The organism is Nocardioides sp. (assembly GCF_044226305.1).
Lineage (GTDB): Bacteria > Actinomycetota > Actinomycetes > Propionibacteriales > Nocardioidaceae > Nocardioides.
This window is the reverse complement of sequence record NZ_JBGAHF010000003.1, coordinates 168,682-192,679: the sequence shown is the minus strand read 5'-3', so window position 1 is coordinate 192,679 and position 23,998 is coordinate 168,682. Positions and strand designations below refer to the sequence as shown.

General features: G+C 72.6%; 19 protein-coding genes. 8 read left to right on the top strand and 11 right to left on the bottom strand.

The window, feature by feature from the left end; genetic code table 11:
• Nucleotides 1-209 precede the first annotated feature (209 nt).
• Nucleotides 210-3,563, bottom strand: coding sequence for a hypothetical protein (locus tag ACILQ5_RS04970; protein ID WP_395656862.1), 3,354 nt, complete (start codon nucleotides 3,561-3,563; stop codon nucleotides 210-212).
• A 220-nt stretch (nucleotides 3,564-3,783) separates the two neighbouring features.
• On the opposite strand from ACILQ5_RS04970, the gene ACILQ5_RS04965 reads away from it, so the two are divergent.
• Nucleotides 3,784-5,409, top strand: a complete 1,626-nt coding sequence (locus ACILQ5_RS04965) for a hypothetical protein (protein ID WP_395656861.1) — start codon at nucleotides 3,784-3,786, stop codon at nucleotides 5,407-5,409.
• On the opposite strand, the gene ACILQ5_RS04960 is transcribed toward ACILQ5_RS04965, so the two are convergent.
• Nucleotides 5,406-6,218 carry a thioesterase family protein gene (locus tag ACILQ5_RS04960; RefSeq protein WP_395656860.1) on the bottom strand — a complete coding sequence of 271 codons (813 nt, stop codon included), beginning with the start codon at nucleotides 6,216-6,218 and terminating at the stop codon, nucleotides 5,406-5,408. The genes ACILQ5_RS04965 and ACILQ5_RS04960 overlap by 4 nt on opposite strands.
• A gap of 23 nt (nucleotides 6,219-6,241) precedes the next feature.
• Here ACILQ5_RS04960 and ACILQ5_RS04955 point away from each other — a divergent pair, with 23 nt between their 5' ends.
• Nucleotides 6,242-6,595 carry a YidH family protein gene (locus ACILQ5_RS04955; protein WP_395656859.1) on the top strand — a complete coding sequence of 118 codons (354 nt, stop codon included), beginning with the start codon at nucleotides 6,242-6,244 and terminating at the stop codon, nucleotides 6,593-6,595.
• Nucleotides 6,596-6,743: 148 nt separating this feature from the next.
• Here the strand turns inward: ACILQ5_RS04955 and ACILQ5_RS04950 are convergent, their stop codons facing one another.
• Nucleotides 6,744-9,713 (bottom strand): beta strand repeat-containing protein, encoded by a 2,970-nt coding sequence (locus tag ACILQ5_RS04950; RefSeq protein ID WP_395656858.1) that lies wholly within the window; start codon nucleotides 9,711-9,713, stop codon nucleotides 6,744-6,746.
• A gap of 169 nt (nucleotides 9,714-9,882) precedes the next feature.
• Nucleotides 9,883-10,434: a TetR/AcrR family transcriptional regulator gene (locus ACILQ5_RS04945; protein WP_395656857.1), complete on the bottom strand. Its 552-nt coding sequence runs from the start codon at nucleotides 10,432-10,434 to the stop codon at nucleotides 9,883-9,885.
• A 55-nt stretch (nucleotides 10,435-10,489) separates the two neighbouring features.
• On the opposite strand from ACILQ5_RS04945, the gene ACILQ5_RS04940 reads away from it, so the two are divergent.
• Entirely contained in the window at nucleotides 10,490-10,813 is a 324-nt protein-coding gene (locus tag ACILQ5_RS04940; protein WP_395656856.1) for a DMT family transporter, read from the top strand.
• Between the two features lie 46 nt (nucleotides 10,814-10,859).
• On the opposite strand, the gene ACILQ5_RS04935 is transcribed toward ACILQ5_RS04940, so the two are convergent.
• The gene (locus ACILQ5_RS04935; protein ID WP_395656855.1) at nucleotides 10,860-12,521 is read right to left on the bottom strand and encodes an FAD-binding dehydrogenase; all 1,662 of its coding nucleotides are present in this window, start codon (nucleotides 12,519-12,521) and stop codon (nucleotides 10,860-10,862) included.
• Between the two features lie 153 nt (nucleotides 12,522-12,674).
• On the opposite strand from ACILQ5_RS04935, the gene ACILQ5_RS04930 reads away from it, so the two are divergent.
• Nucleotides 12,675-13,931 (top strand): MFS transporter, encoded by a 1,257-nt coding sequence (locus ACILQ5_RS04930; protein ID WP_395656854.1) that lies wholly within the window; start codon nucleotides 12,675-12,677, stop codon nucleotides 13,929-13,931.
• Between the two features lie 12 nt (nucleotides 13,932-13,943).
• On the opposite strand, the gene ACILQ5_RS04925 is transcribed toward ACILQ5_RS04930, so the two are convergent.
• Nucleotides 13,944-14,957 carry an alpha/beta hydrolase gene (locus ACILQ5_RS04925; protein WP_395656853.1) on the bottom strand — a complete coding sequence of 338 codons (1,014 nt, stop codon included), beginning with the start codon at nucleotides 14,955-14,957 and terminating at the stop codon, nucleotides 13,944-13,946.
• A gap of 85 nt (nucleotides 14,958-15,042) precedes the next feature.
• Between ACILQ5_RS04925 and ACILQ5_RS04920 the strand changes: the two genes are divergently transcribed.
• The 4 genes from ACILQ5_RS04920 (at nucleotide 15,043) to ACILQ5_RS04905 (ending at nucleotide 20,271) form a co-directional block, all read left to right on the top strand.
• Entirely contained in the window at nucleotides 15,043-17,565 is a 2,523-nt protein-coding gene (locus ACILQ5_RS04920) for a response regulator (RefSeq protein WP_395656852.1), read from the top strand.
• A gap of 86 nt (nucleotides 17,566-17,651) precedes the next feature.
• Entirely contained in the window at nucleotides 17,652-17,894 is a 243-nt protein-coding gene (locus ACILQ5_RS04915) for a hypothetical protein (protein ID WP_395656851.1), read from the top strand.
• 108 nt (nucleotides 17,895-18,002) lie between these two features.
• Nucleotides 18,003-19,361: a metallophosphoesterase family protein gene (locus ACILQ5_RS04910; RefSeq protein WP_395656850.1), complete on the top strand. Its 1,359-nt coding sequence runs from the start codon at nucleotides 18,003-18,005 to the stop codon at nucleotides 19,359-19,361.
• A 130-nt stretch (nucleotides 19,362-19,491) separates the two neighbouring features.
• On the top strand, nucleotides 19,492-20,271 hold the full coding sequence (locus tag ACILQ5_RS04905) for a response regulator transcription factor (RefSeq protein WP_395656849.1): 780 nt from the start codon (nucleotides 19,492-19,494) through the stop codon (nucleotides 20,269-20,271).
• A 252-nt stretch (nucleotides 20,272-20,523) separates the two neighbouring features.
• Here the strand turns inward: ACILQ5_RS04905 and ACILQ5_RS04900 are convergent, their stop codons facing one another.
• From ACILQ5_RS04900 to ACILQ5_RS04880, 5 genes are read right to left on the bottom strand one after another with little or no spacing between them, the layout of a single operon-like run.
• Nucleotides 20,524-20,703, bottom strand: coding sequence for a hypothetical protein (locus ACILQ5_RS04900; RefSeq protein WP_395656848.1), 180 nt, complete (start codon nucleotides 20,701-20,703; stop codon nucleotides 20,524-20,526).
• A gap of 50 nt (nucleotides 20,704-20,753) precedes the next feature.
• Nucleotides 20,754-21,341, bottom strand: a complete 588-nt coding sequence (locus tag ACILQ5_RS04895; RefSeq protein ID WP_395656847.1) for a hypothetical protein — start codon at nucleotides 21,339-21,341, stop codon at nucleotides 20,754-20,756.
• Entirely contained in the window at nucleotides 21,341-22,237 is an 897-nt protein-coding gene (locus tag ACILQ5_RS04890; protein WP_395656846.1) for a hypothetical protein, read from the bottom strand. Before ACILQ5_RS04890 ends, ACILQ5_RS04895 begins: the two co-directional genes overlap by 1 nt.
• 58 nt (nucleotides 22,238-22,295) lie before the next feature.
• Entirely contained in the window at nucleotides 22,296-23,174 is an 879-nt protein-coding gene (locus ACILQ5_RS04885; protein WP_395656845.1) for an ATP-binding cassette domain-containing protein, read from the bottom strand.
• The gene (locus tag ACILQ5_RS04880; protein WP_395656844.1) at nucleotides 23,171-23,998 is read right to left on the bottom strand and encodes an anti-sigma factor family protein; all 828 of its coding nucleotides are present in this window, start codon (nucleotides 23,996-23,998) and stop codon (nucleotides 23,171-23,173) included. The genes ACILQ5_RS04885 and ACILQ5_RS04880 overlap by 4 nt, the downstream gene beginning before the upstream one ends.

The window sequence follows — 23,998 nt, the reverse complement described above, 5'->3', positions numbered from 1 at the left end:
CCCGTGCATGCGGCACTCGTGAACGGATCCCGTGTGCCGAGCCGCACGTTAGGCCCATGGCCCGGGTCACGGCGTTCTTGTTGCAGCGGTCACGGAAACCTGCAACAAATGCACCTGCGCTTCAGCCGCGTGCCTCTGCCCGGCGCCTGCGCGTGACGCCTGCGCCGGCACCGTCGGACCACCCCCGGCGTCGGTCCGAAGCAGTGAGGTCACGCGATCTTGATCGACTTCGAGGCGGCGTGGGTCGAGTCGGATGCTGCGACCTTGACCGTGTACTTCGTCGACCTGGTGCCGTTGGTGTCCTTGACCTCGAAGGTGTGGTCGCCCGAGCTGTCCAGCGCGCGCGTCTTGACGATCTCACCGTTGCGGTAGAGGACGGCCCGCTGGCCGGCGGCGGCCGGGGCGGCCATCACCTCGATGACGTCTTTGTTGCCGTCCTGCGAGCCCTCGAGCTTCAAGTGGATCGAGACGGGGGTGCGCTCGAAGGTGATCTCCTCGTCCACGAGCTTCCGGACGAGCGAGTGCTCGCCGGCGGGGCCCCAAGTGTCGAAGACGTAGGCGGTGACCTGGGCGGTGCCGGCCTCCGCGCCGATCCAGTCGTAGACGGACGTGCCGTCGGCGTCGGTGCCGTCGGGGTCGGTGTAGTCGCCGTTCTGGCCCTTCGGGCCTGTGCGGACGAACTCGACGCCCAGCCCCGCCACCGGCTGGCCGCTCTGGTCCACGGCCTCGACCGTGGTGCGCACCGGGGTGCCCAACGGGACCGTGCCGGTGACATCACTGGAGATGCCGAGGACCAGGTCGGAGGCCGTCCAGTCCACCGTGTACCACCTGATCGGCGATGCGACGCTCTGCGACGTCTTCGCGCCGGTCACGACGCCGGGATCGACCACGACGGTGGCCGGGTCGTCCAGCCAGGTCTGGGTGCCCGACCGGTACTGCGCCTGCACCGACTGGGTGGTGTCCGGCGTCCAGGAGTAGGCCCCCACGCCCGCGGCGGTGTCGCCACCGAGCTGCGACAACGCCACGAACGGGGTGTTGCCGCTGTGGACCGGTGGCGGACCCGGGGTCTGGTCCCAGGTCTGCCCGGGGTGGTCCAGACCGGCGGCCGTCGTGTCGTCGCTGTACGAGACCTCGTCCTGCACCAGGTTGCCGAACGAGTCCGTGGCCAGTGCCCGGTACCCGACCGACTGGTCGATGCGCACGTCGGGCAGGATCGAGGACTCCTGGGCACCGGCCAGCGAGATCGCCATGGCGCCCGGGTTCAGCGGCATGTCAGCAGCGCCGGAGCCCTGGTACAGCGTGTCGAAGATGACCGGGTCGCTCAGCGTGGCGGCGCCGGCCGTCAAGGTCGCGGTCTGCACCGCCATGCCGTCGTCGTCGAAGCCCGGGTCGCGCTCGATGGCCCGGGTCACGCTGAACCGGCCGGTATTGTCGGTGACGACGTGCGTCGTGTTGCCGATGTTCCTCCACACCCCGTAGTCCGCGCCATCGGCGGTGGAGACCGGGACGAGCTTCGTCTTGTCGGCCGCGTAGCCCGCGCCGTCCTTGCCCGGGGTGAAGAAGCCCCGGTCGACCGTGGTGGTCACGGCGACGCCGGCGAGCAGGTCGCCCTCCGCGCTCCTCACCTCGTACGTGTCGGTCACCGGACGCCCGGGGGTCGCCTCGCCACCGATCAGCTGGGTGTCACCGCCGACCTGCGTGATCGACGCCGGGACCGAGGACCGGAGGAAGTCCACCGTCAGGTGGGCGTGCCTCACCGTGCCAGGACCCGGACCGAAGTAGGCGTCGGCGTCGGCTCCGGTCTCCTTGCCCTGGGGGCTGGTGACCGGGTCGGCCAGCGCCACCTCGAACACTCCCCCGGTGTCCGTCGGAGCGCTGGCCCGGGTGTCGCTGATCCGGTTGGTGCCGGCCGGCTGGTCGGCCTGGGCAGCGATCTTCGAGAAGGACCCAGCACCGCCGACCTCGTCGAGGCCGTGCGTGTAGTCGATGCTGACGTAACGGTTCGGCAGGACGGTCCCGTCAGCGAGCTGGAGCTTGCCGGAGATCACGTCCGGGCTGCTGCCCGCCATGAACTGCTTCCGCGTGCCGTCGCTCCAGGCGGGCGTCGCCTGACCGGCCTTCCACGTCGCCGTGGCGGCCGGGTCGGCCGGCTGTTGGCCCGGGTCGCCGAGGTCGACGTACGCCGTCAGGCCGTAGGTCCCGTCGGGGTCGTTCGCGCCAGGCGCCGGCAGCGGGACGGTCACGTACCCCTGAGCGTTCGTCGGACCCGCCTTCCCGCTCGCGGACCAGGCCGCGTGCGTGGTGTCGAACGGAGTCACCGTCCACTTGTACGTGACCGTCGACCCGGCGAAGTCCTGGTTCCCCTGGTCGAGCGCGCGCGCGCGGACGTCACCGGCCGCGTACTCGTCCAGGTCGAACGCGCTGCCGTCGGCCGACGACAGCTGGACCGTGCTCGGCACGCCGACAGAGGAGCCGATGTGCACGTGCCGCAGGTAGTCCGTGCCGTCCTGGTAGGCGGTGTCACCTGTCGTGTTGACCCAGTAGTAGTACGACTTGTCGCCGGCGGTGTTGGCAGGATGCGCCACCGTGACCTGACCGAGGGAGTTGGTGTAACCGACGACGTGGTCGGAGGCCACCCCGTTGGTCACGCCGGTGGCCTGGTCGTCGGCGGACGGCGAGACGACCTGGGCGCCGACCAGCGGACTCCCCTTCTGGTCCTTCACCGTGATCGCGACGGTGGCGGTGCCACCCGGAGGATTCGGCAGGTTGGACGGGGTCGCCGCGATCGACGCGCTGGCGACGGTGGCGGGGTAGACCGTCAGCGACTCCGAGTCACTCGACGCGGCGGAACCGTCGATCGCGAAAGCGCCCACCAGCAGCTGGTCGGGGTCGGTCGAGAAGTCGTAGCCGTCCGCAGCGACGACGCTCGTCCAGGGGCGGATCCCAGCAGGGTCAGCAGGACCGACGATCCCGGTGAAGACGCCACCGAAGTTGTACATACCTGACTGCACCGCTGGACCGCTGGTGGTGCCGGCGATGGCACCGAGGAGACGGTTCACGCCACCGTAAGGCTGCTGGAAGAGTCCGATCTCGGACGCCGTCGCGTTGCCGATGTCGATGCTCACGCGGGTCGACTGGAGAGACAGGGTGCGAGTGGACGGCACACCGGTCACCACGTTGTTCGCGGCGTAGCCGGTGGCACGGACCGTCGTCGGCCCGCCTGGCAGTCCCGCAGGGGCCCAGAAGACCTGCCCGACGCCGTCGGCGACCGCGACCCGGTTGATGGGCATCCAGGTGGAGCCGCCGTCCTGGCTGTACTCGAACGTGACCTCCTGGACATCGGCGCCGACGGCGGCCACCAGGTGCACCCTCGTGTCCTGACCGTCGTTCGAGTAGTCCCAACGGTCGTCGGCCCCGGAGGTCAGGAGAACGGTCGCGCCGGCCGCGTAGTGGGACGAGATCGGCTCGGCCCCTGCGGGGCCGGCAAGGAGCGGGAGCACCACCGTCGCCATCGCTGACACGACGACGGCCACGAGCCCTCGGGTGACGCCTCGCTTCTTCATGCTCTACCTCCCCGGCTGGACGGATCTGCGGGTCTGACGGCCGCAGGGCGCCGGAGGGGTGACGGCTGTGACTCGGGCGATCGACTGTCCGAAGTCCACCTCGACCGTAGGACCCCCGGCGGGCTGTCCTGTTCTTGTTGCAGCGCTCCCAGAAACCTGCAATAAATGTCCCTGGGTGCTCAGGGATGTGCGGAGCGGCGTCCATCGATCGGGGGATCACTTGGCGGAGCAGGGGGCTCCTGTACGGCGGCGCGGACGACCACAGCGGCTGCCCGACGACCCGCACCCGATCTCGTCGGGCAAGGTCGGCTGCGACCAGCGGATCGCCTGGCTGGTGACCGCCGCCCGGGTGCTGGGTCCGGACCCGGACCTGGCGCGCCGCGACGGCTTCATCGCCGCGCTCAAGAAGCGCGACATCCCGGTCGACGCCCCCCGCGTGTCGCGATGGGAGTCGGGCATGCACACGCTCCCCAACCAGGTCATCGCGACGTACGAGCAGGTGCTGAGGCTGCCCGAGGGCGCCCTGACCGCGGTGGCCGACGGGCTGCTGCGTGCCGTCCCCGACGACCAGCCCGCCCGCCGCTCGCCGGCCCGCGACGAGCCACTGCTGAACCACGAGATCGAGAGCCTCGTCGACCGGGCCGAGCTCGGTGCCGCGACCGGGGCGCACTGGCTGCGCCTCGGTGAGGAGCTGAACCGCTACGACCGGGTCTTCCTCCGCGAGCGGGAGTGGGCGCAGCTGACCCACAAGCTGGTCAGCGAGCTCGGGTCGGCCGTCGGACTCGCGTACGTGCGCCGCTACGAGGCCGCCGCCCGGTTCGTGCGGCACCCGAACGCCCGCCGGCACCTCGTGATGGCGGTCGGCCGCTTCGTCACCGACCCGCACACCCAGGTCGTCGCGCCGGTGCTCAACCTCCTTGGCGAGGTGGCGGACCCCGCCGCGTCCGAGCTCACGCTGCGGATGCTCACCGCCGACAGCGAGAACAAGTACCTCCGGCGCGCGGCGTCGTCGGTCGCCGCCGTCAAGCTCGCCCGCGGGCACTTCACCCCGGACGCGCTCCCCCGGCTCGAGTCCCACGTGGTCGGCGCGCTGCGGCGCGGCGAGTCGCTCGACGGAAGGCTGGACTCCTTCGACCTCGCCGTCCGGCTCCCCGACGAGTCGTGGGAGCAGATCTCGCACGCGCTGCGCACCCGCCGCGCCCACCAGCTGGTCCACGAGGCCCGCCAGAGCGACGAGATGATCACGCCCGCCCGCGCGGCCTCGCTGGTCGCCGACCTAGCGCCGGCCGTGCAGGCCAGCACGCCGACCCACCAGGCGCAGGAGCCGGACATGATGCTGCGCCGCCTGCTGCGCGAGGCGATGTTCCACTCCCACAAGCCCCGGCGGCACCACGCGGCGCTGTTCATCGCAGCGTCGCCGTACGCCCCGGCCGCGGCGCGGCACCTCCTGGAGGTGGCCGCCGACGGCAACGACCTGCTCGCCGCGCGCGCCTGGACCGTCCTGATGCGGATCGGTGACGGGGGGCGGCGCGAGGAGGTGATCGGGCTCGCGACCGACGACAAGCGGCCGTCGGTGCGGGCCCGCGCCCTGGTCAATGTCGGCCTCGGTGGCGCGCTCAGCCCCGACCAGTGCGGTGCGGTCCTGGAGCGGTTCGACAGCTCCCGCTCGCTCGAGCGGCACGCCACCCTCTTCGCCGTCGGCATGGCGGGCGCCCCGGAGCTCGCCGAGCTCGCGGCGGCCGAGGACCCCGAGGTGAAGTACGGCGCCACCTGGTGGCTGCGCCAGGGCAGCGCGATCCAGGACGAGGACGTCCTCAGCCGCCGGACCGCCGGGCCGACAACCTAGCCGACCGGCCGCGGCTGGCGGGCGAGCTGGCGGCTCTGGGCGACCAGCCGGCCGGCGGAGTCCCAGACCTCGCAGTCCTCCTCGAACATGCCGCCGGCCATGTTGCGCGTCGCGTGCCGGACCTTGAGCCAGCCCGGCGCCGGCCTCGCCCGGACGTGGGCGGTGAGCTCGAGGGTGGGCGCCCAGCCCATCATCCCGAGGTCGAAGGTCACCGGCGGCAGCGCGTCGACCACCATCAGCAGCGACAGCGGGTCCGGCTCCCGGCCGTCGACCAGCCGGAACCACGCGCTCAGCACGCCGTTGCCGCTGGGCTGCCCGACCGCCCAGCCGATGTGGTCGGGGTGGAAGCGCATGTCGAAGCGGTCCATCAGCGGCGCGATCGCCCGGACCTCCGGGGGCGCCATCGAGTTCGGGACGCACCGCTCGACCGGGGGCAGATCCGGCTCCTCGGCGGTGGTCCGCACGTCGTCACCGAGCCGGTCGAGGTCGCCGTACGTCGCCAGCGCGGTGATCCGCGCGTCGGGACCCTGGCGCAGGTCGGCGGCGGCGGTCGCGACGCTGCCACCTTCCCGGCGCACGTCGACGCTGATCGTCGCCGGACCGGGAGCGGTCGCGGACAGGTAGTAGGCGGAGACGGCGATCGGGTCCGGCTTGTCGGGGAACGTGTGGCGCAGCGCGTTGCCGATGACCGCCAGCAGGTAGCCGCCGTTCACGCCGCCGCCGACCTGCCAGCCGGCGGCGAGGTCGGCCGCCCACGTGTTGTCGCCGTCCCGGGTGACCGCGATGTGCCCGTCGAACTCGTACGTCACGTGATGACCCTAAAGTGCAGGCCATGACCGAACGCCGCCCGCAGTGGGTCTACGGCGAGGGCGAGGAGCCCGACCCCCGCTACTCCCTCGCGAACGAGCGCACCTTCCTCGCCTGGGTGCGCACCGCGCTGGCGATGCTGGCCGGCGGGGTCGCCCTGCACGCGCTCGGCCTCCCGGACACCGAGTGGGTCCGCAGCACGCTGGCCGTCCTGCTGGTCGTCTTCGGCGGGCTGGTCACCGTGATGGCGCTGGTCAGGTGGGCGCGGGTCGAGCGGGCGATGCGGACGCACCAGCCGCTCCCCCACTTCCGGCTGGGCTACCTGCTCACGATCGCGGTCGTCGTCGGTGCGGCCGTGCTGGCCGTGGCCTTCGTCTGACGACGGGCGGTCCTCGGTGACCCGCGCAGCGGGTGCCGCGCGCTCCGGCGGGACCGGCTCCGGACGCACGCGAGCCCCCCGCTCCGCGGAGCGAGGGGCTGCGTGGTCGTGAAGCCTCCGGAAGGAAGCCGTTCCTCGATCTAGGTGGTCACTTCACCCGGATGGAGTTGGTGGTGTCGGCCTTGGTCAGGTCCGTCGAGGCGACCTTGGCGACGTACTTGGTCTTGGCCTTGCCGTTCTGGTCCTTCACGGTCCAGGTGACCTTGCCCTTGTCGTCGAGCGTGCCCTGCTTGACCAGGACCCGCTTGCCGTTCGCCTTGACCACGAACAGCTTGACGGCCGCGCCCTCGGCCGTGGTCGGAGCCTTGACGGTGACCTTGTCCTTGCCGTTGGCCTTGTTGGAGCCGGTCAGCCGGGCGTCGATGGCGACCGGCGTGCTCGGCGCCTCGACCCAGGTGATCGGGTCGGAGTCGACTGCCACCGTCTTGCCGTTGTCGACGACCGGGTCACCGGTGCCGTTGACGGTGACCGCACCGGGCGTCATCGTCGCGGTCAGGGTCTGCGTGGTCGGTGCGTCCGAGAACGCCGTGACACCCGGGCCCGAGTTGGTGAAGTCCGTGAGCGTCGTGTCGGCGGCCTCGTCGGTGTCGAAGTCGGCGATCGGGGAGTCGTCCGAGACCCGGGCCAGCTCGTCGCCGGCCAGGTTGCCGAACTGGTCGTGCACGTAGAGCTGGAAGCCCAGCTCGTCGCCCACCGTGACGTCGCCGGCGGGCTCGCCCGCGGCCCGCTCGAAGGACGGGTCGGTCGCGTTGAGCAACGCCCGAACGTCGTAGGTGATCGTCTCGGTCTTGGTGACCGAGCCCGCCTTGACCGTGACGGTCAGGTCCGTGAGGCCGTCGTCGTCGAACCCGGCGTCCTTCTCGATCGCGGCGACCACACCGGCCGTGCCGAGACCCGCGCCCGCGTCGCCGGTGTCGACGGTCTCGTCGGTGCCGTCGTTCTGGAAGTAGCCCCAGAGGTCGCCGGCGTCGTCGTGGTCGGCGGCCAACGTGAGGTCGGTGGTCGACTCGGCGTTCGGGCTCAGGAAGCCCTTGTCCACCGTGACCTCCACCGGGACGTCCCCGAGCTTCGGGTCGTTGGCCGGGTTGGCGTCGCTGTCGGTGCCGTAGACGGTGATGTCGAGGTCGACAGGCACGCCCGGGCCCGCCTTGGTGACGTTGGTGCCGGCCGGGGCCAGCACCTGGGTGCCGATCTCGATGCGGCCGACCGTCGCCGGCTGCTGGAAGCTCACCGTGATCGAGTCGGTCGCGTCCGCCGGTCCCGGCGTGACGTCACCGGTGTTGAGGCCGGTCGCCACGGCCGTGAGGGTGCCGGTCTCCGGGGTCGGGGTCACGTTGGGCGGCACGGTCGGGTCGGTCAGGGTCACCGAGAACGTGCCGTCCGCAGCCGTCACCGCGGTCGCCTGGGTGGCGCTGGTGCGGGTGGTGCCGCTCGGCTGGGTGGCCGCGAACGACGCGTCACCGGATCCCGGAGCGTAGGTGAGCGCGACGGTGCGGCCACCCAGCGGCCCGGAGCCGTCGACGAGTGCGAGGGTGCCCTTGATCGTCGTCGAGCCGTTGACGGGCGCGTTCACGGAGTTGCCACCCTCGAAGGTGATCTCGGACTCCGCGACGTCCACCGTCACGGGGGTGCCGTTGAGCAGCCCGGTGCCGTTGACGTTGGGCCGACGCACGTTCAGCGTGTAGGTGCCCGCAGCCCCGGCGGCCGGGAACGGGATCGCCACCTGGCCCTGGGCGTTCGTGCTGCCCGCCGACGCGAATGCGGTGTCGGTGGCCGTGCCGCCGCCGCTCGGGACGAAGTGCCAGCTGTACTCGACCGGCTGGCCGGCGATCGGCCCGCCGTTCTGGTCCTTCAGGGTCGCGACGAAGTCGTCGCCGTTCTCGGCTCCGGTGACCTCGTCGAGGTCGAAGTCGGAGTAGCCGTCGACGGCCGAGGCGACGAGAGAGGTGTTGACCGGGGTGTACTCGGTGATCGTGACCGGGCTGGCGGCCACGTCGCCGGCGCCCTGGGTGGCCACGTCGGCGGTGGTGTTGGCGTAGAAGGTGTAGCTGCCCTTGCCCAGGCCCGGGAAGGTCGCCACGCCCTTGGCGTTCGTGCGCACCGCGGCCGCGGCGGAGTCGTCGGGCTCGGTGCCGGCGTCGGAACCGTCGGGGGTGTTGTAGTCCACGAGGGCGTTGGCCACCGGGTTGCCGCGCTGGTCCTTGACCGTCACGGTGACGTCAGCGGTGCCACCGGTTGGCACGTTGGTGCGCGAGGCGGACGCGGTGATGCTGGTGATGGTCTGCAGGTAGAGCGAGGAGGCCTCGGCGTCGTCGGTGGCACCGGCGCCGGTCGTCGCTGCACCGAAGACGATCTGGTTCGACTCGGAGCCGGCGGAGTACGCGTAGCCGTCGATGTCGACGATGCCGGCGAACTGGCCGTGGGTGGCGGGCGCCGTGACCGTCGACCCGGTCGTGGCGGTGCCCGCCGGCTGGGCCGGGTTGGCGCTGCGAGTGCTCAGGACGACGTCGCCGGCGTCCGAGGTGGTCCCGGTGAGGCCGACCCAGTCGGCGCCGGAGTCGGCGGCGTACGGGCTCTGGAAGACGCCGCGCTCGCCCTCGGTGCCGAGCTCGACGGTGGTGCCGGCCGCCGCGCTGCGCACCGCCTTGTTGCCGGTGCTCACGGTGTGCGCGAGCCCGGTGTTCGGGACGGCGGAGAAGCTCACCTGAGCCGTGCCGGCCGGGAAGGCGGGGGTCCAGTCGAGCTGGAAGACCCCGTCGGCGGTGCGAGCGGTCGGGCTGCCGATGTCGACGGGAGCACCGCCGTCGAAGCTCGCCTGGAACTGCACCGAGGTCACGTTGCTGCCGCCGCCGACCACCAGGGAGATGGTCGAGTTGGTGCCGTCGTCCTCGGCGGACACGCCGCCCGTGTACTGGCTGTAGAACGTCAGGCTGTCCGCGTCCAGCCCGGTGGTGAGCGGGTTGGCCGAGGCCGACGACGCGAGCAGCGGGAGTCCCGCCGCTGCGAGGGCCGAGACCGCTGCTGCCGAAAGACCCCGCTTGAGACCACTGCGATTCATGAAGTTCCTCTCCCGAAACGCCCCGGGAGAGTCCCGAGAGCGCAGGGGGGTGCCCCATGCGCCCCCCGACACCGGCCTAGACCGGTCCAGACAACCTAGCCGGTCCACCATCGGACAGCCACTGGCCCAAAGGTCGTAGTACCACCATGCGGACGGAATGGTCCGCTCCTCAGGCGTCCGCCAGCGCCTCCGCGGCCTGCGCGAGGTCGTCGACGCCGCGGGCGAGCTCCTCGGGCCGGTCGGTGGCCAGGTCGAGGTGGAACCCGTAGAGGGCGGAGTCGACGAGCGTCACGACCCGGGCCGCTCGGCTGGCGGGTGCACCGCTGCGCACCAGGTAGCCGGTGAGCGCCGCCGACCACCGCTCGTTGCTCGCCCGCGCCTCGCTCAGGTAGGGCTCGCTGCCGAACAGCCCCGTCGCAGCCGCCTGCACGTAGACGTCGAGGCAGCTGTCGAGCGGCTGCTCGCCGTACGCCGTCCACAGGGCGTTGACCGCGGCCCGGACGCCCCCGGCAGGCGGCAGCGCCTCGATGCAGCCGACCGCGCGGTCGGTGGCCCGGGTGACGACCGCGGAGACGAGCGCGTCCCGGCTCTCGAAGTGGTAGATCAGCATCCGGTCGCTGGTGCCGATCGCCGCCGCGAGGGGGCGCAGGGTCAGGCCGATCAGGCCGTGCGCGAGCACCTGGTCGGTGACCTGGTCGAGCAGCACCTCGCGACGACTCACGAGGTCAGCGTAGCGAGTGCTACACTGTAGCGACTGCTACAGAAGGAGAAGGACTGTGCTCGCCGGAGTGCTGCTGATCGTCGCCATCGCCATCGAGGTGGTGTGCACCGCCCTGCTGCCGAAGGCCGACGGCTTCTCGAACCCGCTGTGGAGCGCCGTGGTGCTGCTGGGCTACGGCGTCTCGATCTGGCTGCTCACCGTCATCGTCCGCACCATGCCGGTGTCGGTCGCCTACGCGATCTGGTCCGGCCTCGGCACCGCCCTGGTCGCGGTCGTCGGCTACGCGTTCCTCGGCGAGCAGCTCGGCTGGGTCAAGGTCGTCTCGCTGTCGATGATCGTCGCCGGCGTGGTCGGGCTGAACCTCGTCGGGGCGCACTGACGGTCAGGACCCTCGACTCAAGTGGTCAGAACCCTCGACTCGACCGTCAGACGGCGGCGGCAGCGGCCCGCCCGGCCGTCCGGCCGGAGAAGAGGCAGCCGCCGAGGAAGGTGCCCTCGAGGGCGTTGTAGCCCATCATCCCGCCGCCCCCGAACCCGTTGACCTCGCCGGCGGCGTACAGGCCCGGCAGCGGGGCGCCGGAGTCGGTGAGGCAGCGACCCTGGAGGTCGGTCTCGAGGCCGCCGAGGGTCTTGCGGGTCAACACGTGCAGGCGCACGGCGATGAGCGGTCCGGCCTTCGGGTCGAGCAGCTTGTGCGGGGTGGCGACCCGGATCAGCTTGTCTCCCCGGTAGCTGCGGGCGCCGCGGATCGCGGTGACCTGGGCGTCCTTGCTGTACGCGTTGTCGATCTCCCGGTCGCGCTGCTCGATCAGGTCGCGCAGCTCCGCCTCGACGATCAGCCCCCGGCCGTCGGGCGCGGGGTCACCGATGGCGTTCATGCCACGCACCAGCTCGGCCAGCGTGTCGGCCACGACGAAGTCCTCGCCGTGCTGCTTGAACGCCTCGATGGGTCCGGGCGCACCCGACCGCACCCGGGACAGCAGCAGCTTGACGTCCTTGTTGGTGAGGTCCGGGTTCTGCTCGGAGCCGGAGAGGGCGAACTCCTTCTCGATGATCTTCTGGGTCAGCACGAACCACGAGTAGTCGTAGCCGGTGCCCCGCAGGTGCTTGAGCGTGCCGAGGGTGTCGAAGCCCGGGAAGTACGGCGCGGGCAGCCGCTCGCCCGTCGCGTCCAGCCACAGCGAGGAGGGGCCGGGCAGGATCCGGATCCCGTGGTTCTCCCAGATCGGGTTCCAGTTGCGCAGGCCCTCGACGTAGTGCCACATCCGGTCCGGGTTGATCACCCGGACGCCGGCGGCCTCGGTGATGGCGAGCATCCGGCCGTCGACGTGCGCGGGCACGCCCGCGACCATCGACCGCGGCGGGGTGCCGAGCCGCTTCGGCCAGGTCTTGCGGACGAGGTCGTGGTTGCCGCCGATGCCGCCGCTCGTGACGATCACCGCCCCTGCGCGCATCTCGAACTCCCCGACCACGACCCGGCTGCTCGCGCGGCCCCGGGCCACCGAGCTGGGCTCGAGGACCGCACCGCGTACGCCGACCGCCGCGCCGTCCTCGACGACGAGGTCGTCCACGCGGTGCCGGAAGGCGAGCTGCAGGCGGCCGGCCGCTGCGTGCCCGCGGACCCGCCGCTCGAACGGCGCCACGACCCCGGGCCCGGTGCCCCAGGTGAGGTGGAAGCGCGGCACCGAGTTGCCGTGCCCGTCGGCGCGGCCGTCGCCGCGCTCGGCCCAGCCGACGACGGGGAACAGGCGATGACCCATCTGCCGCAGCCAGGAGCGCTTCTCACCGGCGGCGAAGTCGACGTACGCCTCGGCCCAGCGGCGCGGCCAGCGGTCCTCGTCGCGGTCGAACTGCGCGCTGCCGAGCCAGTCCTGCATGGCCAGCTCGCGGGAGTCCTTGATGCCCATCCGGCGCTGCTCGGGGCTGTCGACCAGGAACAGCCCACCCAGGCTCCAGAACGCCTGGCCGCCCAGCGACTGCTCGGGCTCCTGGTCGAGCAGCACGACCCGCTTGCCGGCGTCGGCCACCTCAGCCGCGGCCACCAGCCCGGCCAGCCCGGCGCCCACCACGATCACATCGGTGTCCACGGGCGGGATCCTCGCACGCGCCGGCCGACTCGTTTCCGGACGCCCGACGTCTGGACCACCGCCGGTCCAACGGTTCTGCTGAGCGGAAGCAACTCGTGTCGGCGTCCGTGACGGCGGTCACGGTGAGGACGCCCCCCTCGGGAAGGACCGCTCATGCCTGCCACCACCAGACGGACCACGTCCGCCTCCGCCCGCCCCGCCACCGCACCCGCGGACCGGCTCGGCCCCACCTGGCCGGTGCTGCTCTGCTGGCTGGTCGTCGCACTCGACGGCTTCGACCTCGTCGTCATCGGCGCGGTCATCCCCACGCTCAGCGCGACCGGCGACCTCGGCTTCACCGACGCGTCGCTGACGACCGCGTCGACCCTCGGACTGGTCGGCGTCGGGATCGGGGCCGCCCTGGTGGGCCCGGTCTCCGACCGCCTGGGCCGGCGGCGCACCCTCATCAGCTGCGTCGCCTGGTTCTCGGTGCTCACCGTGGCGACCGCGTGGGCACCGAGCGTCGGGGTCTTCACCACGTTCCGGTTCCTCGCCGGTCTCGGGCTCGGCGCCTGCCTGCCGACCGCGCTCGCCCTGATGTCGGAGCTCGCGCCCGCCGCGCGCAACGGCACCGCGATGACCCGGGTGATGACCGGCTACCACGTCGGCGCCGTGCTGACCGCCCTGCTCGCGCTCGTCGTGATCGACCCGTGGGGCTGGCAGGCGATGTTCGTCATCGGCGGCGTCGCCGGGCTGCTCACGCTGCCGCTGCTCTACCTCGCGCTGCCCGAGTCTGCCGCCTTCCTGCGCGCCGACACCGAGCACGTGCAGCCCACCCAGGTGCTCCAGGGGCGCTATCTGCGGGTCTCGATCGGCCTGTGGGTCGCCTCCTTCATGGGTCTGCTGCTCGTCTACGGCCTCAACACCTGGCTGCCCAAGCTGATGGGCGAGGCGGGCTACTCCATCGAGGCCGGGACGACGCTGCTGCTGGTCCTCAACCTCGGCGCGGTCATCGGGCTGCTGGTCGCCGGGCGGATCTCGGACCGGCGCGGCAACAAGCCGACCGTCCTGGTGTGGTTCGGCGTCGCCGCGGCCTGCCTGGCGCTGCTCTCCATCCGGATCGAGAACGAGCTGCTGGTGCTGGCCGCCGTGCTCGTCACCGGCATCTTCGTCTTCAGCGCCCAGGTGCTGGTCTACGCCTTCGTCGGCCACCTCTACCCGCCCGAGATCCGCGGCACCGCCCTCGGGCTCGCCGCGGGCATCGGTCGCATCGGCGCGATCGTCGGCCCGTCGATCACCGGCGCCCTGGTGACGGCCGGCGTCGCCTACCCGTGGGGCTTCTACGTGTTCGCGGGCGCGGCCGTGCTGGCCGTCCTCGCCCTGCTGACCGTGCCCGCGCACCCGAGCGAGCCCGCCGGCGTACCGGGGTAGCGGCAGCCGGGGTCAGCGGAGCGCGGCCCGCTGCGACGCGACGATCGCGTCGACGGCGGGCCGGGCGCCCCGGCAGAAGTACGGGAAGCTCAGGAACCCGTGCGGCATCTGGTGGAAGTCCTCGACGCGGACCTCGTTGCCGGCGTCGGCGAGCGCCTGCGCATAGCGGACGCCGTTGTCGTGCAGCGGGTCCAACCCGGCGACGACCACGACGGCGGGCGGCAGGTCGGAGAGGTCCGGGGCGTGCAGCGGGGACAGCCGGAAGTCCGTGACGTCGGCGTCCTCGGGCACGTAGTGACCGTGGAAGACCGCCATGTCGTCGTTCGACAGCACGATCCCCCGCACGTTGCCCACGTACGACGGGTCGCTGTCGATCGCGTCGGTCATGTCGGCCACGGGGTAGATCAGCGCCTGGTGGCCGACCCGCAACCCCGCGTCGCGGGCCATGATCGAGACGACCGCGGCGAGGTTGCCGCCGGCGCTGTCGCCCATCACCCCGATCCGGGTCGGGTCACCCCCGAGGTCGACCGCGTGCGCGGCCGTCCAGACGAGGGCGTCGTAGCAGTCCTCGACACCCGCGGGGAAGCGGTGCGTCGGCGCCAGCCGGTAGTCGACCGCCACCACGACGGCGTCGAGCTCCTTGGCGACGAGCGTGCAGGTCCAGTCCTGCTGCCGGGCGCTGCCGAGCACGAACCCGCCGCCGTGGTAGTTCACGACGACCGGCCGCGGCGTCCGCGACCAGGCCTCGGGTGTGTAGACCCGCAGCGGCAGGTCGCCGTGCCGGGCGGGGAAGGTCGAGGTCCGCACGTCCACACCGGGGGCCCGACGGCCGAGGAACAGGCTGGCCGGGGCGCCGTCGGGGATCGCCGTCGTCTGGGCCCGCTCGAGCTGCTCGGGGGTCATCCGGGCGACCGAGAAGCCGGCGTTCGCCTTCATCAGGCGGTCCAGCAGCCGCACGCCCGGCCGCAGCCGGTCGCTCCCGCCCACACCGGTTCCGGCGACGGCACCCTCGACGACTCCCTGCATGCCGGCCGAGTGTAGAAGCCGCCCTCCGGGACCGATCGCCCACTACCCTTTTCGACACCGGACGGGGCAACCGGAGGGGGAGGGCGTGGAGCGCAACCAGCGGTCTGTCGTCGTCGCGAGCCTGTGGGCGGTCGAGGTCGCGCTCGTCGTCCTGCACCTCGTCGACGCGTTCGGCACGTTCGGCGACACCACGTACCTCATCGGCGTCTGGCTCCCCGCGGTCCTCGCCTGGTACGGCGTCGCGCTGGCCCCCGCCGGTCGCCGACTCGTCCCCAGCCTCATCGCGGCCGGCCTCACGTCGTCCGCGCTCGGTGACCTGATCTGGCTCCTCTACACCTGGACCGGCCACGAGCCGAACGTCTCGATCGCCGACATCCCCTACCTCGCCGCCTACCTCGGGCTCGGTGCCGCGGTCGTCGTCGTCACGACGCTGCGGCGCGGCCGGACGACGTACGTCGACCCGGACGCGGTCATCGACGGCCTCACCGTGATCGTCGTCAGCCTGCTGCTCTTCTGGACGTTCTCGATCCAGGACATCGTGGCGGACGAGTCCATCTCGGCGTTCACGCGCGTCGTCTGGGCCAGCTACCCGATCCTGGACGCGGTGCTGCTCGCGCTGGTGCTGCGCGCCATCTCGGTGCGCAGCGCCCGGGACGCGATCGGCATCCCGTTCGCCGCCGGCGTGTGCTGCTGGCTGGTGTCCGACATCGGCTACCTCGTGCTGGAGGTGTCCGGGACCGTCTCGGCGGTCCTCGACGTCGGCTGGATGCTCGGCGGGATGCTGATCGCGACGTCGACGCTGCGGCCCCAGCTGCCGCCGCGCGCCGAGGACACCGAGTCGGCCGTCGCCCACCCGATGCGCAAGCTCGGCATCGCCATCGGCCCGCTGCTGGTGCCCCCGGTCCTCCTGCTCGCGAACGCGGTGCTGAGCCAGGACCCCAAGGCGGTCGCGGTGCTGGTGGGGATGTTCGCCCTGGTCGGGCTCACCTTCGCGCGCACGGCGCGGATGCTGCGGTCGGAGGCGCGGGCCCGGGCCGAGCTCGCCACGGCGCGCGACGCCGCGCTCGAGGCGTCGCGGGCGAAGTCGGCGTTCCTCGCGACGATGAGCCACGAGATCCGTACCCCGATGAACGGCGTGATCGGGCTGACCGACCTTCTGCTGACCACCGACCTCGACGACCGGCAGCAGCAGTACGCCGAGGGGGTCCGCGGGGCCGGCAGCGCCCTGCTCTCGATCATCAACGACATCCTGGACTTCTCGAAGGTCGAGGCCGGCCGCCTCGACCTCGAGCAGATCGACTTCGACGTGGTGCAGCTCGTCGAGGAGGTGGCCGAGCTGGTCGCCGAGGGCGCCCACGCCAAGGACCTCGAGCTGCTCGCCTACTGCTCCCCCGAGCTGCCCACCGGGCTCCGCGGCGACCCGGCGCGGCTGCGCCAGGTGCTGCTCAACCTCGCCGGGAACGCCGTCAAGTTCACCCACGACGGCGAGGTCGTGATCCGCGCGCAGCTCGAGACCCGCATCCCGGACGGGGTGGTGGCCCGGTTCGAGGTCGCCGACACCGGCATCGGGATCGCGGAGGAGGACCGCGCCGACCTGTTCGAGGCGTTCTCGCAGGCCGACACCTCCACGACGCGCCGGTACGGCGGCACCGGGCTCGGCCTGGCGATCTGCCGTCAGCTCGTGAACGCGATGGGCGGCGAGCTCGGCGTGACCAGCACCCCCGGCGAGGGCAGCACGTTCTGGGCGCTGGTGCCGCTGGAGCTCGCGGTCGAGCCCGCGCCGGTCCCGCCGCCGGCGGCCGAGGAGCTGGCCGGCCTGCGCGTCCTCGTCGTCGACGACAACCAGACGAACCGGATGATCCTGAACGACCAGCTCACCGCGTGGGGCATGCACGTCGACACCGCCGACTCCGGACCGGCCGCGCTGGCGCTGATGCGCAGCGCAGTGCAGGAGGGGCGCCGGTACGACCTCGGGGTCCTCGACCTCTGCATGCCGCACATGGACGGGCTCGAGCTCGGCCGCCAGGTCTCCGGCGACCCCGACCTCGCCGCGACCCCGCTGGTGCTGCTGACCTCGGGCCCGGACATCGGCCAGAACGAGGCCAACGCCGTCGGCATCTCGGCGTCGCTCACCAAGCCGGTGCTGCTGACCCGGCTCCGGACCGTGCTGCGCACCATCGTCGCCACCGCCGCGCCGGCGAAGCCGGTCACCCCCGCGCCGATCCTCCGGTCCGGCCGCGGGCGGGTGCTCGTCGTCGAGGACGGCGAGATCAACCAGCTGGTCGCGACCGGCATCCTCGAGAGCCTCGGCTACGAGGTCACCCTCGCCGACGACGGCCTCCAGGCGCTCGACCGGCTCGAGGACGCGTCGTTCGACGCCGTGCTCATGGACGTGCGGATGCCGAACCTCGACGGCTACGGAGCCACGGCCGAGATCCGTCGCCGCGAGGGCGCCGACCGGCACACGCCGATCATCGCGATGACCGCGAGCGCCATCGAGGGCGACCGCGAGGAGTGCCTCGCCGCCGGCATGGACGACTACCTCTCCAAGCCGATCGACCGCGCCGCGGTCGACACCGTGCTCGGGCGCTGGGTGCCGGCCCGCTGACCGGTTCCGCGCCCGGGCCCCAGTTGCTCCGGACCTCGGAGCAACTCGTCGTTCCGCGGCGGCCCGCGGATCACTACCGTCGAAGCGTGTCCGACATCGTTCTGCCGGTGGTTGGCTCGAGCGAGGCCGGGGGGCGGCCGGTGCTGGGGTTCACGTGCTACCCCGAGCTCCGGCCCTTCTCGACGGGGGACGGCGATGTGAACCTCGTCTGCGGAGGCTGCGGGTTCATCCTCGTCGCCGGCTCGACGGGCACCGCGCAGCGGCCTTCGATGCTGATCCGGTGCCCGTCGTGCGGACGCTACAACGACCCGGTCCCGCAGACCGCGTAGGCCCGCCCGGGCCTCGGCGCGACCTGCCGACCGATTTCCCGAGGTCGTTCGTCCGCACCTAGCATGGCCCGTTCTCGAAGACCCCCGACTCGGCGAGGACCTTCCGGCATGCAGCGCTCCACCCTGGCGACAGCCGTGCTCACCTGCACCCTGGCGCTCGGCACCTTCGCGGCGATCGGCGGCACGGCCGCCGGCGCCCGGCCCCCGGTCCGCGCGGACCGCGCCGCGATCGAGACCGGCCCAGCGACGGCACCGTCGCAGCTGCCGAGGCCGACGGACGGCGCGTCCCCGGAGCCCACCCGGGAGCCGGACCCGGCGCCCACCGCGGAGCCCACCCAGGGCGTGACCGGCGGGCCGGCCTACACCTTCGTCGCGGCTCCGGACTTCCTCAACCAGGACGTCGGCGACCTACGGACCCTGCCGACCTGGCGCGCCGGCGACCCGAACTCCTGGACGCCGCAGCTGGAGTCGAGCATCGACGTCTTCCTCGACGAGGTGGCCGACCAGGACCCGCAGGCGGTCCTGGTGCCGGGTGACCTGGTCGAGGGGCACTGGACCAAGGACACGGGCGGGACCGGCATCTTCGGTCCCTCGTCGACCACCCGCGACAAGGTCGCCATGGTGCGTCGGGCCGGGAACTTCTACCACTCGCTGTACCGCCAGCGGTTCGAGGAGCGCGGCCTCGACCTCTACCCGGCGGTCGGCGACCACGACATCGGCGACAACCCGTGGAGCGGGCCGAGGCAGGCGTTCAAGCGCGAGCACGTCGGCGTGTTCAAGGACCTGTTCGCGACGTGGTACCTCCAGGAGCGGGACGGCAGCCCCCGCTTCCCGGACCGGCCGCGGCACAGCCCCTGGGAGGACACGGCGTACGCCACCTCGCTCTCCCCCGACGTCCTGCTCGTGAGCGTCGACGTCTTCCACCGCACCAGGAACGACGTCCGCACCGAGGTCGTCGGCAAGCAGCTCGCCTGGCTCCGGCAGGTGCTGCACCGGGCGCAGGAGCGCGGGACCCGCTGGGTGATCGTCCAGGGCCACACTCCGGTCCTCGGACCGGTCCGCTACCGCTCGTCGTCGGACCTCGGGCTCCGGGGCGGCGCCCACTCGCCGTTCTGGAGGGTCCTGGAGCGCTACGGCGTCGACATGTACCTCGCCGGCGAGGTGCACGACACCTCCGTGCGCCGGGCGGGCGGCGTCACCCAGGTCGCCACCGGCGGCCTCCTCTACAAGGCCGAGGCCACCTACCTGCTCGGTCAGGCGTACGACGACCGGCTGGAGCTCGAGGTCCGCGAGCTCGACGGCGAGCTGACCGGCGCGGGTGGCAAGCTCTGGCAGCTCGGCGCCTACCGCACCAACGGCTCGCGGGAGCTCACGCCCGGCAGCAGCCACACCGTCGGGACGTTGACCCTCCGCCGCAACGGCGACCAGGAGGACGGGACCGGCAAGATGGTCCCGCTCGGTCGCTGATCCGTCGTCGTGCGCTGGCCGCCCCGTCGGACGTCATCCGGACCGGTCGCTCCGACCACCACCTCGCATGACGTCCCGCCCGCTCCCGCCCGGTTCGACGCGACCGCGGTCGGTTGGTGAGACTGGAGGGGTGCAGATCGATCGGGGTGTCGTCGGGGTCGGCCTCGGGCCGCGCAACCGGATCCGCGAGGACGAGCGCCAGCGGGTGCTCGACGCCGCTGCCCGGCTGCAGCTGCACCGCAGCGAGCTGGCGGCGGCGGTCGCGCGCGGTGAGCAGAGCGCGCTCCTCGTGGCTCGCGGGGCCGACGGCGTCAACCGCTGGATGTTCGCCGAGATCCCCCAGTGGCGCGAGCTGCACTCGATCCGCCCGGCCGCGACAGCCACGCAGCTGCGCGTGAGCCTGCCCACCAACCGGGCCCACGTGGCCCGAGGCCTGAAGATGGTCAGCATCTTTGCCGCGGACGGGCTCGACGTGGAGGCCCGACTGCTGCTGGCGCACGAGGAGAAGGGCGAGTACCTGCTGAGCGTGGCTCCGGTCCAGATGAAGATCGTCGACCGGAAGTCGGTGCTGCTCGACGGTCCGATGCTCGGCGACGAGGTCACGATCCTGCGCGTCACCGCTCCCCCGGTCCTCGAGGCCGCCTGGCGCTACTGGGACGCGGCCGTGGCGTGCGCCTTGCCGCCAGACGACGGCCTGGGGAGGTTCGGCGAGATCACCCCGCGCCAGCACCAGGTCGTGGCGCTGCTCGCGAACGGCGCGAACGACGACGCGATCGCCGCCGCCCTCGACGTCAGCGTGCGGACCGTCCGCTCCGACGTGGCCGCGATCCTCGACGCCCTCAACGTCCGCACCCGGTTCGCCGCCGGCATGCGCCTGCAGCTGTGGTCCGACGGCACGACGCCGTCGTGAGCTGCAGGTTCCTGCAGCGGGGCTGAAGCCGCGGCCGTCCTGGTGTTCCCTGTCCCCCGCGGCGGAGCCGGCCGGCACAAGGGGGAGTCGGCCGGCCAGCCGAGTCCTCGGGCGGGCGCCGTGCGGTCCGGTCACCTCTCAGGCCGGGTCGTACGGCGGCTGCGGCCGCGACGCCCCGGGACGTCGTTCGAGCCGGTCGTGCCAGCGACCGGTCCGGATGACGTGCTCGGCGCGCCGGGTGGACCGGCCGGCTCACCCCTCGCTGACCGGGTGCTCGCGCAGGTACGCCGCCGTCTCCTCGTCCTCGACGCGCAACCGGTCGACCACCTCGCCGCCGTCGCACCGGCACAGGGCGACCTCGGTCGTGCCGACGGCGTACCAGGTGCCGCCGGACCGCTGCCACCGGACGAGCTGGTCGAGCACGCTGCCCATGCGACCGACCCTAGCCCCGCCCGAACCGGCTGGATCCTCGTCGCTCCGGGCTAGTTGCCCACGCCGGGGCGCAACGCCGCGACGCACACCAGCGCACCCGTGCCGGCCACCGCCAGCCAGAAGCTGAGCACGCCCGCGCCGAAGCCGCCGACGGGGTACAGGGAGCCCCAGCCGAAGAACGGCGCCACGACCACGGGGCTGATCGCGGCGAGCGCCGCGGCTGTCGCCACCGTGCTGCCGGGCGCCGGGACCGCACGATGGGAGAGCAGGGCGGCGATGCCGGCGGTCAGGACGATGGATGCGAAGCCGACGAGCCACCACGCTGCGCGATCGAGCGGCAGGTCACCGGGGCGTACGACGATGGCGCCGCTCCAGACGAGGAGTGGGAGGCCCGCGACGCCGAGCCGAGCGGTACGCCGCCACGTCGAACCGCGTGGCGTGACCGCCACGACCTCGAGCGCGGCCTCGTCGAAGCAGAACGCCGCGGCAGCAGCGCAGCTGGCGAGCAGCGCGGGCAGCATGACCAGTGCGGTGGACGGCCACCGGTCCAGGGCGAGGACGAGCACGCAGGCGCCGGCGCAGCACCCGAGCAGCACCATCCAGGGGATGGCGCGGCGCAGGTACCAGCCGACGAGCATCAGGCGCTGATCTTGTACGCGACCGGCTCCGAGGTCTGGTCCTGGTCGTTGCCGGTGGTGATCGCGAGGGCGAGCGCGGTGAGACCGACGAGGGCGACCCCGGCGATCGCGGCCCGGAGCCGGCCGGTGCGAGCCGTCCGGTCGTGCCAGACGGCGAGCAGTGCCGCGCCGGCGCACAGGCACAGCAGGTAGAGCAGGTAGAACGCCGGGTTGCCGGCATACAGGGTCGCGGTGCCGTCGGTCTCCGTGCCGGACTGGAACATCGCCCACGGGACCACGAGCCGCACCTCGGAGTAGCTGTGGTCGACGAACGGCAGCTGGCCGACCATGTCGAGGGCGACGACGACCACCACGACCACCGCGGCGGCGCCGGGGAAGCGCAGCCAGCGTCCGGTGAGCACGCCGAGCAGGCCGCCGCCGAGGCAGGCCACCGGGCCCAGCGCGATCAGGATCGCCCACACCTGCCAGTCGGGCATGGTGCCGAACCACCACTCGTGGGGATGTGCCCCGTCGACGGAGACCATCACGAGCTCGGTCACGATCCAGATCGCCCCGGCCGCGAACGGCACCAGGCAGGCGAGTGCGAGGGCCGCCGTACGACGGGCCTCGGACCCGGGCGCCGTCTCGATGGCCTCAGCCGTCGCCTCGGTGGACCGGGTCAGCCTGGCCGTCGCGATCAGGCTGGTCAGTCCGATGAAGAACGCCGGGACGACCGGGAACGACAGGAGGTCGCCCAGGTGGGGGTCGTCGTTGAGGAAGAACATCAGGGCGAGCGCGCCGAAGGCGAGGACCACCCCGGCGATGAAGGCGGGGTGCCGGGCCAGGCGGCGGGCCTCGATGCCGGCCATGGTGCGCAGGCTGGCCGGCGTTGACGTGGAGAGAGCGATGTCGGTCATGGGTTGCTCCAGGGAGGGTGACGGGTAGAGGGTTCGGACAGGGCCCGACCCGCGGGGCTCAGCCGGCGGCCGGCGTCGCAGGGGCCGACCGCGCGTCGGCGCCGAGCATGAGGAGGTAGGCGTCCTCGAGGGTTGGTTCGGTCGGTTCGGCACCGGATGGCGGCGGGCCCCCGACGACGTGGTGCCGCCCGCTGCCGGTGCGCCAGCTGACGACGGCGTCCGGTCCGGGATCATCGGCGAGCCAGACCTGACCCGCGGCGGTGGCGACGAGGTCGTCGACGGCGCCGTCGAACCGGACCTTGCCCGCGGCGAGCACGATCACGCGCTCGCAGAGAGCGGCGACGTCCTCGGTCTGGTGCGTCGACAGGAGGACGGCGCCCTGGCCACCGGCCACCGAGAGGGTGCGCCGGAGGTCGGCCCGCTGGACCGGGTCCAGGCCCGTCGTGGGCTCGTCGAGGACCAGCAGCCGCGGATCACCGATGAGTGCCTGGGCGAGGCCGACGCGTCGTCTCTGGCCACCCGACAGCCGGGAGATCTTCTTGGCCGTGAGGTCCGAGAGGCCGACGAGGTCCAGCACCCGGCGCACCTCCCGGTGGCGTCGCCGGCGGTCGTTCCACTCCTTCAGCACCGCGACGTACTCCACGAAACCGAAGGCGGTCATGTCGCTGGGGTAGCCGAGCTCCTGCGGCAGGTAGCCGAGCTCGCGACGAATCGCCGTCAGGTCGGACTGCGAGCCGTGGGGGTCGCGGCCGAGCAGTCGCACCGTGCCGGCGTCGGCGGCGATCGAGGTGGCCACGATCCGCAGCAGGGTCGTCTTGCCGGCACCGTTGGGACCGAGCAGGCCGGTGACGCCGTGGTCGAAGGCCAGGTCGACCGCGGCCAGGGCGTGGGTCCGGCCGTAGGACTTGGTCACTCCCCGGAGGTCGATGGCGTTCACAGCACCGCTCCGATCCGACGATCCTGACGAGCCCTGAGGAGGAGCACGAGCAGCGAGAGCGCCGCGAGGGCGGCGTACGCCAGCTGCCGGTCGAGGTCGACCGGCCAGGTCGGCGGGACGACACGGACGGAGAGCAGCACCACGCCGCTCCACGCGACGGTGACAGCGGCGGCGCCGACACGGGGGCCGACGAAGCTGGACAGGGCCATCATCACGGGGACGAGCGCGAGCGCCGGACCGAGCCAGGCGACCGCGAGCCACACGGGTCCGGGGACGAAGAGGCCGGCGCCGATCGCGAAGGGGAGCACCGACAACAGCACGCCGAGGGTGCGGAGCAGGATCAGGCGGGTGCGCCCGTACGGCGTCGTCACGATCAGCGACTCCAGCGGGTCCTCGTGCGGTCCGTAGGCCGCGGCCACGCCGATGACCGGCACGAGCGGAGCGACGAGCAGGAACGGGGCGAGGGCACCGCCGCCCGACCAGTACACAGCCGCCACCGCGAACCCCAGAGCCACGAAGGCGCTGCTGATCCAGGCGGTCCGCAGCGAGGCGGTCGCACCGAGCAGGATCGAGGTCGGCTCGGTGACACCCAACCGCCTCGCCACCCGGGCAGACAGCGGCAGCACCGGAGCCTCCACGGTCTCGCGGATCCCCGACCAGGCGCGATCGAGCGCGGCGGTGTCGGCCAGGGGCCGCATCTCTGCCCGGCACCCGGCGCACCGGTCCAGGTGCTGTTCGACCGACGCGCCGCTGACCGGGTCGAGCGCTCCGGCGACGTACGCCGCGAGCAGGTCGCGGTCGGCGTGCCAGGTCTGGGTGGTCAT

What these genes read in the sequence shown, in the direction of transcription:
- ACILQ5_RS04880 (WP_395656844.1), bottom strand. Translation starts at nt 23,998, where the DNA reads ATGACCACCCAGACCTGGCACGCCGACCGCGACCTGCTCGCGGCGTAC.
- ACILQ5_RS04895 (WP_395656847.1), bottom strand. Translation starts at nt 21,341, where the DNA reads ATGCTCGTCGGCTGGTACCTGCGCCGCGCCATCCCCTGGATGGTGCTG.
- ACILQ5_RS04950 (WP_395656858.1), bottom strand. Translation starts at nt 9,713, where the DNA reads ATGAATCGCAGTGGTCTCAAGCGGGGTCTTTCGGCAGCAGCGGTCTCG.
- ACILQ5_RS04955 (WP_395656859.1), top strand. Translation starts at nt 6,242, where the DNA reads ATGACCGAACGCCGCCCGCAGTGGGTCTACGGCGAGGGCGAGGAGCCC.
- ACILQ5_RS04925 (WP_395656853.1), bottom strand. Translation starts at nt 14,957, where the DNA reads ATGCAGGGAGTCGTCGAGGGTGCCGTCGCCGGAACCGGTGTGGGCGGG.
- ACILQ5_RS04910 (WP_395656850.1), top strand. Translation starts at nt 18,003, where the DNA reads ATGCAGCGCTCCACCCTGGCGACAGCCGTGCTCACCTGCACCCTGGCG.
- ACILQ5_RS04970 (WP_395656862.1), bottom strand. Translation starts at nt 3,563, where the DNA reads ATGAAGAAGCGAGGCGTCACCCGAGGGCTCGTGGCCGTCGTCGTGTCA.
- ACILQ5_RS04930 (WP_395656854.1), top strand. Translation starts at nt 12,675, where the DNA reads ATGCCTGCCACCACCAGACGGACCACGTCCGCCTCCGCCCGCCCCGCC.
- ACILQ5_RS04890 (WP_395656846.1), bottom strand. Translation starts at nt 22,237, where the DNA reads ATGACCGACATCGCTCTCTCCACGTCAACGCCGGCCAGCCTGCGCACC.
- ACILQ5_RS04900 (WP_395656848.1), bottom strand. Translation starts at nt 20,703, where the DNA reads ATGGGCAGCGTGCTCGACCAGCTCGTCCGGTGGCAGCGGTCCGGCGGC.